The organism is Achromobacter sp. DH1f, from assembly GCF_000633435.1.
Lineage (GTDB): Bacteria > Pseudomonadota > Gammaproteobacteria > Burkholderiales > Burkholderiaceae_B > Achromobacter > Achromobacter deleyi.
The window spans coordinates 42507-54207 of record NZ_AYMF01000027.1 but is presented as its reverse complement, the minus strand read 5'-3'; the positions used below and the strand labels follow the sequence as shown (position 1 = coordinate 54207).

Genomic DNA, 11701 nt, shown 5'->3' with positions numbered 1-11701 from the left:
GCGCCGCCATGCTTTCACCGTACACGAAGGATGGGTCCACCATGGATGCGCGTTCCAATCTGAGGGGATGGCTGATATCCCCGGCCAGCTTCATCGCGCTGTGCATCTGCGTCGCCATGGCGGCCGTGCTGCAGTACAGCTTGCGCACTTTCATTCCCGGTTCGCTGGATGTCGGCGGCCTGACGCTGACGAACTTCTCGGGCATGGGCAAGAAAATCTACGTCGATGCCTTTGTCAACACCTTGCGCCTGAGCGTGGAGACCACGGTCTTCTCATTGCTCGTCGCCTACCCGTTGGCGTACGCCCTGGTCAGGGTGCGAAACCGCTATATCAAGTCTTTCATCCTGATCGTCTCCATCACGCCGCTATTCCTGGGCGAGATCGTGCGTACCTATTCCTGGATCATCGTGCTGGGAAGCACGGGCTTCATCAATTCGATGTTGCTCAAGCTGGGCCTGATCGATACGCCGCTTACGCTGATGTTCAGTCATCTGGGCGTACTGGTGGCACTGGTGCACGTCACCGTTCCCGTGGTCGTGCTGATGCTGGCCACCGCCATCTCGCACATCGACCGCGACTACGAGAAAGCCGCGGAAAGCCTGGGCGCGGGGCCGGTGCGCACCTTCCTGACCATCACGTTGCCGTTGTCCATGCCCGGCATCCTGGCCAGCATCACGACCTCGTTCGCCTGGACGTTCAGCGCCTTCGCCACGCCGCAGATGATCGGCGGCGGCCGGGTGCCGACGGTCTCGACATTGGTCTACCAGCTGGGATTTTCATCGATGAACTTTCCCCTGGCGGCCAGCCTGAGCGTCATGGGCCTGGGCCTGACGGCGATTGCGCTGATGCTGCTCGGCCGCGTCACGCGGCGTCTCAAGGTCATTGGAGGACACTGACATGAGCCTGCGCAAATCCCTGCCCCTGTGGCTGCGTATCGGCGCCCCTGTGCTGATCACGCTCATCCTCGCTTTCGTACTGCTGCCGGTCGTGGTAGTGGTGCTGGCTTCCTTCAATGAAAAAGCCTTGCTCACGTTTCCACCGCAGGCCTGGTCCTGGCGCTGGTTCGAGCGGGTCTTCACCTACTCGGACTTCCGTGACGGCTTTCGCGCCAGCATGGTGGTCACGTTCTGGTCGTCGTTGCTGGCGCTGGTGATCGGTACTGGCCTGGCGGTTGCCGTCAAGCGCATGGTGTTTCCCGGCAAGAACATTTTGCAGGCCATCCTGCTCTCGCCGCTGGTGATTCCCCACTTCACGGTGGGGCTGGGCCTGTTGATCCTGGTGGCGCAGCTGAACATCGATCGCGGTTACGGCATCGTGATCCTGTGCCACGTCATCCTCGTCCTGCCGTTCGTGCTGCGCAGCGTGTATGTCTCGATGGAGAACCTGGATGTGCGTCTGGAGCAGAGCGCCGCCAGCCTGGGAGCGTCACCGGTGCGGGTGCTGTTCACGATCACCGTGCCCTTGTTGGCGCCCGGCCTGTTCGGCGGCTGGCTGTTCGCGGCCATCATGTCGTTCAGCGAATTCACCGCGTCGCTGTTCGTGACCACCCAGAACACGCAGACCCTTCCCGTCACCATGTACAACTATGTACGCGAGTTCGCCGACCCGACCCTGGCCGCATTGTCGGTGGTCTATATCGTGGTGACGGCGACCTTGCTGATCTTCGCCAACCGTTTCCTGGGATTGGGCAGGATCCTGAATATCGAGGATAACCACTAGAGCCTGTCAACAGGCCCTGGCCCACGGGCCAGGGCCGTGCCTGTCAATAGCCGCGCGCAGCATCCACCCGATTGACGGGTGGCAAGCCCTGGCTGACGCGCAGTACGTTGTCGGCGATCTGTTCGGCGGCCGAGGCCGGAATGGCCACCGATGCCAGGTGGGGGGTGATCAGCACGTTTTCCATGGCCCAGAGCGGGTCGCTGGGCGGTAGCGGCTCGCGCTCGAAGACGTCCAGCGTCGCGCCGCCCAGATGGCCGCTGCGCAGCAGGTCGGTCAGGGCAGCCTGGTCCACCAGCGCGCCCCGGGCCACATTGATCAGGGCCGCGCCGCGCGGCAGGCGCAGCAGGCGTTCGCGATCCAGCAAGCCATGTGTTTCGGGAGTGAGCGGAAGCATCACCACCAGGATGTCGGCGCGCGACAGCACGGTATCCAGCGACGCCATGCCGGCATGGCATTCGATGCCTTCGATGCTGCGCGGGCTGCGCGACCAACCCAGTACCGTCAGCCCCTGGCGGGACAGTTCCCGCGCCGCACAGGCGCCCAGCTCGCCCAGGCCCAGCACGGCCACGCGCACCGTTTCCGGCGAGCGGGGATGGCGATAGGCCCATTCGCCCCGCCGCTGCGCGGCCTCGAAATGGGGAATGTCGCGCGCATAACGCAGGGCGGCAAACAGCACATAGCCCGCCATCATGCGGGCCATGTTGGGATCGGTGAGACGGGTGATGGGCACCTCGGCGGGCAGGTCTTCGCGGCCAACCAGTGAATCCACCCCCGCGCCCAGATTCACGATGAGGCGCAGGTTCTTCATGCGGTCGAAGAAGCCCGGCGGCGCTTTCCAGACCAGGGCGTAGTGGATGTCGGCCGGATCGTGCGCGTCGTCGCCGTGCACCACGCGCAGGTCGGGCAGGCGCGCCTGCATGGCGTCGCGCCACGCCGTGTAGTCGTCGAATTCGCTGTAGAAGATCATGGCGCCCGACACGGCGGAGCGGGGGGAGGCGTGCATGGGCGGTCTACCTCAGGCGTCGCGATGGATCAGGCGGGACATGGCTTCGATGGCAAGCTCGTAGCCATCGCCGCCCAGCCCCGCGATGACGCCATCGGCGGCCTTGGAAATATAGGAATGATGGCGGAAGGCTTCGCGCCGCCAGATATTGCTCATGTGGACTTCGATGATCCTGCCCGGAAAGGACAGCAAGGCGTCGAGGATGGGCACCGACGAGTAGGTCAGGCCAGCCGCGTTGATGATGACGCCCTGCGCGGTGCCGCGGGCTTCCTGGATCCAGTCGACCAGCTGGCCTTCATGGTTGGACTGGACGAAGTTCAGCCGGATGCCCAGCGAGGCGGCCTTGCTTTCGCAGCGCTGTTGCAGCACGGGAAAACTGTCGGAACCGTAGGTCTTGTTGGCATCCAGTCCGTAGAGATTGGCATTGGGCCCATTGAGAAACCAGACCGTGGAAGAGGTTGGGGGAGCGCTCGGCGTCGTCATGGAGGCAGTCTCAGGCGTCGTGGGGAAGGGTCGCCTGCATGGCAGGCAATGCGTTGAACACGGAGAACCACGCCGCCGCGCGCGGATGCGCGGCGCGCCAATCCAGTTCGGGAAAGCGGAAATCCAGATAGCCCAGGGCGCAGGCGAGGGTCAGCTCGCCGATGCTCGGATGCGTTCGCGGCAGGTCGTCCGCCTGCGACTCGATGTCCGCCAGGCTGGCCTGCACCTTGACGAGCTGGGCCTCGCGCCATTGGGGCCATTGGATCTCGGCTGGCCGGGCGGTGTGTTCATAGCGCGCCAGCAGGGCGGCATCCAGCAGGCCGTCGCCCAGGGCCTGGCGCGTCAAGGCCACCCAGCGGGCCGGGCCGGCTGGAAACAGCTGCGTGTCGCCGGCAGCGTCGGCCAGGTATTCGCAGATCACGCGGCTGTCGTAGAGCGCGCTGCCGTCCGGCAGGATCAGGGTGGGCACCTTGGCCAGCGGATTGTGGGCGGCGATGCGCGTGTCGCGGTTGATCGGATGCGCGGCGCTGGCCAGCCATTCGATGTGTCCGGCCTGGCCGGTCAGGTGCGCGCAGATCATCACTTTGCGCACGAAGGGCGACGTCGGGGCGTAGAGAAGTTTCAAGCGGGACTCCGGGGGTCAGGGTTTGAGGACCAGCTTGCCGAACACCTTGCCGCTTTCCAGCAACTGATGCGCGCGCACGGCATCGGCCAGGGGCAGGCTGTGTGCCATCCTTGGGCGGATGCGGCCCGCGGCCACCAGGGGCAACACATGGCGCCTGAGCGCGACGGCCATGCGGGCCTTCTCGGCATCGGTCTGCGGACGCATGGTCGAAGAATGCAGGCTCAACTGTTTCTGCATCAGCGTCAGCAGTTCGATGTTGATGGCCGATCCTTGCAGGAAGGAAAGGCTGACGTGCCGCCCACCGAAAGCCAGCGCCTGCAGGTTGCGCCGCACATAGTCGCCACCGACGATGTCCAGCACCACATCCACGCCGCGGCCCTGCGTGAAGGCTTCGCAGGCTTGCACGAAATCCGTGTCATGAAAGCAGATCACCTCATCGGCGCCGAGTTCGCGCAGGGCGTCGAAGCGGTCGCGCTCGCCGTCGGTGGCGATGACCCGCGCGCCGGCGGCATGCGCCATCTGGATGGCCAGCGTGCCGATGCCACCGCCGCCGCCATGGATCAGCACCGTGTCGCCCATGCGCAGGCGGCCCAGTTCGAACAGGTTGTGCCAGACGGTGAACAGGCCTTCGGGCAGGGCGCTTGCCGCGGCATCGTCCAGCGCCTCGGGCACCGCCAGGGAGTGATCCACGCGGGCCACGCACCAGGGCGCGTAGCCACCGCCGGCAAGCAGGCTCATCAGGCGCTGCCCGCGCAAGGCGTCCGGCACGCCGGGGCCGCAAGCTGCCACTTCGCCACAAGCCTCCAACCCCAGCACGTCGGTCACGCCCGGCGCCGGCTTGCTCACGCCCTGGCGCTGCATGATGTCGGGCCGGTTGATGCCGGCTGAATGCACGCGCAGCAGCACTTCACCGGGGCCTGGCGCCGGTACCGGCCTGCCGGCCAGCGTCAGCACCGTGGCGTCGCCCGGCTCGCGGGCGATGATGGCTTGCATTTCAACGGGAATCTGGGGCATGGCATTGGGCCTCGGGGACGAATGGACACTCGGCGGCTGCGCAGGCGCGGCCGCCAGGAAACGGGGGGATTGCCTGCGCCGGCTTCAGGACGACGCGTTGAAGACCGTGACGCCCTGGCCGGGCAGCGCAAGTCCCGCCACGGCGCCCACGGGCCATTCCTGCAGGCAGTTCAGGTCGAAGGTGCGCACCATGACGTGCTGGCGCCCCTCTACGGGAATGTGCACCTCCAGGTACAGATCCACGTGGTCGCCCTGGAACACGTGGTTGACGACCGTGCCGCTCAGGACCGATCCGCTATGCAGGGTTTCCAGCTTGATGTGTTCCGGCCGTACATAAAGATCGAGCCGGTGGCCTTCGTGCGAGCCGCCCACCAGGCGCTGGCGGGGGATGTGCGTCAACCCGGCGCCCAGGCGCAGCTGGATGGTTTCCGCGCTGGTGCCGTGATAGTGCGCGGGCAGGATGTTGACGTCGCCCAGGAACGAGGCCACGAACGGATCCTGTGGATTGCGGTAGAGCTCGTCCGGCGTGGCGACCTGCCGGATCTTGCCCTGGTTCATCACGGCGATGCGATCCGACATGCTGAGGGCCTCGCCCTGGTCATGGGTGACGAAGATCGTCGTCACGCCCAGCCTGCGCTGAATGTCGCGGATCTCTACCTGCATGGCGCCGCGCAGGCCTTTGTCCAGCGCGGAAAAGGGCTCGTCGAGCAGCAACACCTTGGGACGGATCACCAATGCCCGCGCCAGCGCCACGCGCTGCTGCTGGCCGCCGGACAGCTCGCGCGGCTTGCGCTCGCCCAGGCCATCGAGCTTGACCAGGGCCATGGCTTCCCGCACCCGCTGTTCGATCTCGGCGGCCGGCACGCGCCGCATCCGCAAGCCGTAAGCGATATTGCGCTCGACGGTCATGTGCGGGAACAGGGCGTAGTTCTGGAACACGATGCCGATCTGGCGCAGATACGGGGGCAGCGCCGTCACCGGCGTGTCGTCGATGAAGATCTCGCCTTCGTTCGCATCGGCAAAGCCCGCGATCAGGTTCAGCAAGGTGGTCTTGCCGCAGCCCGACGGACCCAGCAGCGTCAGGAATTCCCCACGCTCGATCTTCAGGGACACCTGTTTCAGTACCGCGAGATCGCGATATTGCTTGACGACGCCCTCCAGGCGGACCGCGCTGGAGCTATCGGAGGCAAAGGGAAGATTCGGCATGGCTGCTGCACTCACGGAGTTCAGTTTCCCGGCGCGAAACTCCGGGAAAAAACAGGCGGGGGTCGCATGGCACGCAGGGCTGCGACGCCAGCGATCTGGTGCAGCCAAGAATACGGTAAAGCCCTATTTCCAGTGCGTTGCCGATGCTGATGGGGGCCATCGGAAAAAAGAAATCACGACGGCGCAAGCGCTGCACCCGGGCAAACCGACATATTTGCTTTTTCCTAAGTCAGCCGTCTGAAAAACGAAGTTATCAACGCTGGGCTTCGGGGTCACACTGCGTGCCAATCGTTCAGCGCGCACCGGGATCGTGCACGCGGTTCGCCGGCTTTCTTGTCCTTGCTCGTCGTGTCAGCCTCGAGACGCACCAGGGTCTCGGTACTTCTTAGGATCTTCACATGTCAATTGAAAAAACCAATACGCTGGTGATCGGCGCCGGCCAGGCCGGCATCGCTATGAGCGAGCACCTTGGCGCCATGGGGATTCCGCATATCGTGCTCGAACGCAAGCGGATCGCCGAACGCTGGCGTTCCGAACGCTGGGACTCGCTGGTGGCCAACGGCCCCGCCTGGCACGATCGCTTTCCCGGCCTGAAGTTCGATGACGTCGGGCCCGACGTCTTTCCGCCGAAAGAGCGCATGGCCCAGTACTTTGAAGACTACGCCAGGATGCTCAATGCGCCGGTGCGCACCGGCGTCGAGGTCCGGCGCGTCAAGCGCAATGACAAGCGCCCGGGCTTCACTGTCACCACGTCCGAAGGCACGATCGAAGCGCTGCACGTGGTCGCCGCGACCGGCCCCTTCCAGGTGCCGACCTATCCGAACATCGTGCCGGAAGGCGCCGGCATCCAGCAACTGCATTCCTCGGCCTATAAAAACCCGGACCAGCTTGCTGACGGCGCCGTACTGGTCGTCGGCGCGGGCGCTTCCGGTTCACAGATCGCCGAAGAGCTGCGCCAGGCCGGCCGCACCGTCTACCTGTCGGTGGGTGAGCACTACCGACCGCCCCGTTCCTACCGCGGACGCGACTATTGCTGGTGGCTGGGCGCGCTGGGAATGTGGGATGAAGTCAAGAAAAAGCCGAAGCGCGAACACGTCGCCTTCGCCGTGAGCGGCTACGAAAACGGCAAGACCGTCGACTTTCGGCGCCTGGCCCACGACGGCATCCAGCTCGTCGGCATCACGACCGCCTACGAGAACGGCACACTGCGCTTTGCCGACAACCTGGCTCGTGATGTCGCCCAGGGCGATGCCGATTACTTCGAGGTCCTGCGCGAAGCCGATGCCTACATCGAGCAGAACGGCCTGGACCTGCCCCCCGAACCGGATGCCTGGAAGCTCCTGCCCGACCCGGAATGCCTGGCTTACCCCATCCTCAGCCTGAACCTGGCCGAGGCCGGCATCAAGACCATCCTGTGGGCGACCGGCTTCAAAGTGGACTTCAGCTGGATTGACGTCGACACCTTCGACGAGAAGGGCTACCCCATCCACAAGCGTGGCATTTCCGCCGAAAAAGGCATCTACTTTCTCGGCCTGCCCAACCTCACCAACCGCAGTTCATCCTTCATCTGGGGCGTCTGGCACGACGCCCGCTACATCGCCGACCATATCGGCATCCATCTGGACTACCTGGCTTACAAGAAAGAATGACGCAGCCGGCGTGTGGCCTGCAAGCGGGCCGGACCTGACCGTCCGGCCACTTGCGGGCGGCAATGCCCGGCGCTCACGGCGCCGCGGCATACACGCGTCTCAATGACTCGCCCAGCGGCGTGATGAAGTCATCCAGCCGCCAGCATTGCGGCGCTTGCCGTTTGAGGATCAGGTGCACGATCTGCGGGGTTTTGGGTCCGCCGGGCTCCAGGACGAAGGGATAGCGCATGGCGACGATGGCGGTGTCTTCCGAGGTCGACTCCGCTTCGAAAACCGGTGCCCCGCCGATGTCGCCGTCTTGCGCGCCCAGCCAGGGGTCGTAATCCAGGTGGCCGACTTCGCCTTTGGCGTAGGCCCATTCCCCGCGCAGGGCGGCATCGAAGGCGGGGGTGTACAGCGAAGGATCGTGACGCTCGGTATTCCAGTGGAAATCGGCGTGGTCCTGCTGGAAACTGCGCGTCCATTGCTCGGGGGCAGGGCAGCCGGCGCGGACGGGGCCTGCGAGCACGCAAAGCGCGAGCAGCAAGAGCGGTTTCATGAAGGGGGCGCGTAACGGCACGGTGTCTCCTTGCGTCATAGCAATGTTGCCTGCCAGGCACCCGACGCAATCAGGTTGCGGCATTCGGCGATGACTTCATCCGCCACCAGATCCACCGGATTGGCGATCTTGCCCAGTTTACGTTGCGCCAGGCAGACGGTGCGGGCCAGCGGGGGATGGATCGGCCGGGCATCTACCTGCCCCGCTTCGATCTCGTCCTTGACCGCGCAGGGCGCCAGCACGCTATGGTAGCGGCCGCTGGCGACCAGCTTGACCAATTGATGCCCGGCATCGATTTCCAGCGCCACGTTCAGGGCGGCACCATGCTTTTCCGCATGGGTTTCCAAGGCCGTACGAAAGCCGTTGGCGCGCGACGGCATGGCCAGGGGATAGGCGCCCAATTCGGACATTGCCACGGGCGCATGGCGGGCGCGCGCACCGCGCCGGCTGACCAGGTGCATGGTTTCCTGGGCCAGCGGCAGGCAGTGCAGGTCGATCGTGGACGTACGGTCGAACACGACGGCCATGTCGATCTCGTTGTTCTGCAGCCATTTCCACAGGTAGCCGGAAAAGGCCTCCACCACGCGCAGCTTGATCTTGGGATAGGTGCTGGACAGCCTTTCGATGATGGGCAGGGCCGCGACTGCTGCGGTTGACGACGGCAGGCCGATGGCGACTTCGCCTTGCGGTTCCTGGCGCAGGGCATTTAGCTCGCGCAGGCTGGCCTGCGTCAGCGCAAGGATGTCGTAGGCGCGCGCCAGCAGTAATTCACCCGCATGCGTGAGCCGCACGCCGCGCGGTTCGCGGTGCAGCAGCGCCGTGCCCAGGCGCGTTTCGAGCTTGGCGATCGCGATGCTGAGCGCCGGTTGGGCCATGCCCAGTTTCTGCGCGGCGGCGGTCATGCTGCGGGCTTCGCTGATGGCGACCAGCGCGGTCAGGTGCTGCAGGCTCAGCGGCAGCTTGTCAGTCTCATCCATTGATTATTTATATGGAAGAATAAATTTGGCATATTTTACATTTATGGATGGCATGGCTACATTCGCCGCTTTCCCGCATAACGATAAGGAAGCGCGATGAGACAGGCGGAACAGGCAGCGACCCCGACCCAACCCGGATGGTTGCGCGCCTGGTTGAAATTGATGGAGGTACAGATCGGCGTCGTGCCTTTGCCGGTGTTTGCCGCGCTGTTGCTGGTGATCGGCGTCATGACCGCGAAAGGCAAAGTGCCGTCCGACCTGTCGATGTCGATCGGGGTGCTGGCGGTGGGCGGCTTTGTCTTCATGGAACTGAGCAAGCGCGTACGCCTGATTTCGGTGACGGGCGCGGCCGCCATCATGGCGTTCGTGGTGCCTTCCGCGCTGACGTTCTATGGCGTGATTCCGCCGCAGGTGGTCGAGTCGGTGCAGACCTTCACCAAGGTGTCCAACTTCCTGTACCTGTATATCGCCATCATCATCGTCGGCAGCATCATGAGCATGCCGCGCGAGGTCCTGGTGGCTGGATTCCTGAAGATCTTCGTGCCCCTGGCGGCGGGCTCGGTGGTGGCGGGCGTCGTCGGTACCGGGGTCGGCATGGCCATGGGGTTCGACTGGATACACAGCCTGTTCTTCATCGTCATTCCCATCATGGCCGGTGGCTTGGGCGAAGGTGCGATTCCGCTCTCGCTCGGCTATTCGATGCTGATGGACCAGCCGCAGGAAGTGCTGTTCGCGCAGATCATTCCGGTGGTCATGCTGGGCAGCTTTACCGCCGTGATCCTGTCGGGCCTGTTGAACATGCTGGGCAAGCGCTATCCGCACCTGACGGGGGAAGGGCAGCTGCAACCCGGCGCCGATCCGTTGCAGGCCTCGCAGACGGACGGCGCGCCTGCCCCTTCCGTGTTCGAACCGCTGGCGCTGGGCAGTGGCCTGGTGACGGTCGTAGGCCTCTACCTGTTGGGCACGCTGGGCCAGAAGCTGTTTGATTTTCCCGCGCCGATCGCGATGCTGATCCTGGTGGTGGCGATGAAGCTGCTGCGGATGATCCCGCTGAAGATCGAGCGCGCCGGCAAGGACCTGTATGCCTTTACGTCCAAGGTGGTGACATATCCCTTGCTGTTCGCCATGGGCGTGGCGTTGACACCCTGGGACAAGTTCGTCAGCGCCTTCAATCTGCCCACGTTGGTGACGGTGTTCGCGACGGTCTTTTCGATGATCGCAACCGGCTTCGCAGTGGCGCGGCGGCTGCGCATGTATCCCATCGATGTGGCCGTGGTGAACGCCTGCCACAGCGGCCAGGGCGGCACCGGCGATATCGCCATCCTGACGGCCGCCAATCGCATGGCGTTGATGCCGTTCGCGCAGATTTCCACGCGCATCGGCGGCGCGATCACGGTCACGCTGGCACTGATTGCGGTTCGCTATGTCGTCTAGGAATGTCGTGGCGGCGCCAACCATGCAGGAAGACGTGATTGCCCTGCGCCGCGTGCGCGGATTTCACATCGGCGGGCAGGCACTGGATCTGCAAGGCTTGCCGCCCAAGACCCTCGAGACCGTGCCGGGCGAGCCGCCGCGGCAGTCCGATCCCAACGGGCGCTATCAGGTCGGGCAGCTGTACGCGCAGCATTTCGAACTGGCTCGGGCGGCCTATTCGCTACCCGTGCTGTTCTGGCATGGGGGCGGCATGACGGGCGCCACCTGGGAAGAAACGCCGGATGGGCGTCCCGGATGGCATGAACACTTCATGCGGCGCGGTTTTCATACCTGCGTCAGCGACGCCGTCGAACGGGGGCGGGCCTCCTGGGCACCGTACCCAGAAATCTCGCCGACGGCGCCGGAACATCGCACGGTGGATCAGGCCTGGTCCATCTTCCGGTTCGGCCCGCCAGGCGGCTACCCGAACCGGGCGGCGCATCCCGGCCTGCGCTTTCCGGTGGCGCGGATCGACCAGTTGGGCAAGCAATTCGTGGCGCGCTGGACATGCAATGGCGCCAGGACCCTTGCTGCCTATGGTGAACTGCTGCGCCAGTTTGGCCGCAGCATCATCGTGGCCCATAGCGAAGGGGCTCGCCATGCGGCGCAACTGGCGGCGTTGATGCCGCGGGCGATTGCCGCGGTGGTGTTGATCGAGCCGGCCGGCGCACCGGCGTTGGACGCCGGCATGGCTCGCAAGGCGGCAGAGGTGCCGCACCTGGTGGTCTGGGGCGATCATTTTGGCCATAGCGACCTGTGGCGCCGCTATCGCGCCGGGGCGGATCGTTGGCTGGATCGCGTACGAACGGCGGGCGGCCGGGTGGATACACTGGATCTGCCGGCCAGCGGGATACTCGGCAATTCCCACCTGCTCATGATGGATGGCAACTCGGCCGACATTGCGGACCGGGTTGCCGACTGGGTCGACGCGCAGATGCCGGGCAGATAGCGGCGCGGCCATCATGGCCCAGCACGCAACCTGGTTCTTGGATCTACCGAAAAATTCCGCGCGGG

General features: G+C 64.9%; 13 protein-coding genes. 6 read left to right on the top strand and 7 right to left on the bottom strand.

Features of this window, described 5'->3' with window-relative positions:
* The first annotated feature begins 41 nt into the window (after window positions 1-41).
* Window positions 42-896: an ABC transporter permease gene (locus U858_RS0123185; protein WP_025139543.1), complete on the top strand. Its 855-nt coding sequence runs from the start codon at window positions 42-44 to the stop codon at window positions 894-896.
* Window position 897: 1 nt separating this feature from the next.
* Complete coding sequence (locus tag U858_RS0123180; protein WP_025139542.1) at window positions 898-1719, top strand: ABC transporter permease; 822 nt, start codon at window positions 898-900, stop codon at window positions 1717-1719.
* A 43-nt stretch (window positions 1720-1762) separates the two neighbouring features.
* On the opposite strand, the gene U858_RS0123175 is transcribed toward U858_RS0123180, so the two are convergent.
* From U858_RS0123175 to U858_RS0123155, 5 genes are all read right to left on the bottom strand, one after another.
* Complete coding sequence (locus U858_RS0123175) at window positions 1763-2722, bottom strand: glyoxylate/hydroxypyruvate reductase A (RefSeq protein WP_025139541.1); 960 nt, start codon at window positions 2720-2722, stop codon at window positions 1763-1765.
* Between the two features lie 12 nt (window positions 2723-2734).
* Window positions 2735-3205, bottom strand: coding sequence for a type II 3-dehydroquinate dehydratase (locus U858_RS0123170; RefSeq protein WP_025139540.1), 471 nt, complete (start codon window positions 3203-3205; stop codon window positions 2735-2737).
* 10 nt (window positions 3206-3215) lie between these two features.
* Entirely contained in the window at window positions 3216-3830 is a 615-nt protein-coding gene (locus U858_RS0123165; RefSeq protein WP_025139539.1) for a glutathione S-transferase, read from the bottom strand.
* A gap of 15 nt (window positions 3831-3845) precedes the next feature.
* On the bottom strand, window positions 3846-4844 hold the full coding sequence (locus U858_RS0123160; RefSeq protein WP_025139538.1) for an NAD(P)H-quinone oxidoreductase: 999 nt from the start codon (window positions 4842-4844) through the stop codon (window positions 3846-3848).
* 84 nt (window positions 4845-4928) lie between these two features.
* Window positions 4929-6050 (bottom strand): ABC transporter ATP-binding protein, encoded by a 1122-nt coding sequence (locus tag U858_RS0123155; protein WP_029954243.1) that lies wholly within the window; start codon window positions 6048-6050, stop codon window positions 4929-4931.
* Between U858_RS0123155 and U858_RS35705 the strand changes: the two genes are divergently transcribed.
* Window positions 6049-6291 (top strand): hypothetical protein, encoded by a 243-nt coding sequence (locus U858_RS35705; RefSeq protein ID WP_157838840.1) that lies wholly within the window; start codon window positions 6049-6051, stop codon window positions 6289-6291. The two genes, U858_RS0123155 and U858_RS35705, sit on opposite strands and share 2 nt — an antisense overlap.
* 157 nt (window positions 6292-6448) lie before the next feature.
* The gene (locus U858_RS0123150) at window positions 6449-7699 is read left to right on the top strand and encodes an NAD(P)/FAD-dependent oxidoreductase (protein WP_025139536.1); all 1251 of its coding nucleotides are present in this window, start codon (window positions 6449-6451) and stop codon (window positions 7697-7699) included.
* Window positions 7700-7772: 73 nt separating this feature from the next.
* Here the strand turns inward: U858_RS0123150 and U858_RS0123145 are convergent, their stop codons facing one another.
* Both U858_RS0123145 and U858_RS0123140 read right to left on the bottom strand, forming a co-directional pair.
* Window positions 7773-8276, bottom strand: coding sequence for a hypothetical protein (locus U858_RS0123145; RefSeq protein ID WP_157838839.1), 504 nt, complete (start codon window positions 8274-8276; stop codon window positions 7773-7775).
* Window positions 8273-9214, bottom strand: a complete 942-nt coding sequence (locus U858_RS0123140) for a LysR family transcriptional regulator (protein ID WP_025139534.1) — start codon at window positions 9212-9214, stop codon at window positions 8273-8275. Before U858_RS0123140 ends, U858_RS0123145 begins: the two co-directional genes overlap by 4 nt.
* Window positions 9215-9376: 162 nt before the next feature.
* On the opposite strand from U858_RS0123140, the gene U858_RS0123135 reads away from it, so the two are divergent.
* On the top strand, window positions 9377-10648 hold the full coding sequence (locus U858_RS0123135; protein ID WP_025139533.1) for a 2-hydroxycarboxylate transporter family protein: 1272 nt from the start codon (window positions 9377-9379) through the stop codon (window positions 10646-10648).
* A 7-nt stretch (window positions 10649-10655) separates the two neighbouring features.
* Window positions 10656-11636, top strand: a complete 981-nt coding sequence (locus tag U858_RS0123130) for an esterase (protein WP_198529755.1) — start codon at window positions 10656-10658, stop codon at window positions 11634-11636.
* The last annotated feature ends 65 nt before the right edge of the window (window positions 11637-11701 follow it).

Bases quoted from the DNA above. Each gene is read 5' to 3' on its own strand.
- U858_RS0123175 (WP_025139541.1), bottom strand. From the start codon at position 2,722: ATGCACGCCTCCCCCCGCTCCGCCGTGTCGGGCGCCATGATCTTCTAC.
- U858_RS0123155 (WP_029954243.1), bottom strand. From the start codon at position 6,050: ATGCCGAATCTTCCCTTTGCCTCCGATAGCTCCAGCGCGGTCCGCCTG.
- U858_RS0123170 (WP_025139540.1), bottom strand. From the start codon at position 3,205: ATGACGACGCCGAGCGCTCCCCCAACCTCTTCCACGGTCTGGTTTCTC.
- U858_RS0123145 (WP_157838839.1), bottom strand. From the start codon at position 8,276: ATGACGCAAGGAGACACCGTGCCGTTACGCGCCCCCTTCATGAAACCG.
- U858_RS0123180 (WP_025139542.1), top strand. From the start codon at position 898: ATGAGCCTGCGCAAATCCCTGCCCCTGTGGCTGCGTATCGGCGCCCCT.
- U858_RS0123185 (WP_025139543.1), top strand. From the start codon at position 42: ATGGATGCGCGTTCCAATCTGAGGGGATGGCTGATATCCCCGGCCAGC.
- U858_RS35705 (WP_157838840.1), top strand. From the start codon at position 6,049: ATGGCTGCTGCACTCACGGAGTTCAGTTTCCCGGCGCGAAACTCCGGG.
- U858_RS0123160 (WP_025139538.1), bottom strand. From the start codon at position 4,844: ATGCCCCAGATTCCCGTTGAAATGCAAGCCATCATCGCCCGCGAGCCG.
- U858_RS0123135 (WP_025139533.1), top strand. From the start codon at position 9,377: ATGGAGGTACAGATCGGCGTCGTGCCTTTGCCGGTGTTTGCCGCGCTG.
- U858_RS0123140 (WP_025139534.1), bottom strand. From the start codon at position 9,214: ATGGATGAGACTGACAAGCTGCCGCTGAGCCTGCAGCACCTGACCGCG.
- U858_RS0123150 (WP_025139536.1), top strand. From the start codon at position 6,449: ATGTCAATTGAAAAAACCAATACGCTGGTGATCGGCGCCGGCCAGGCC.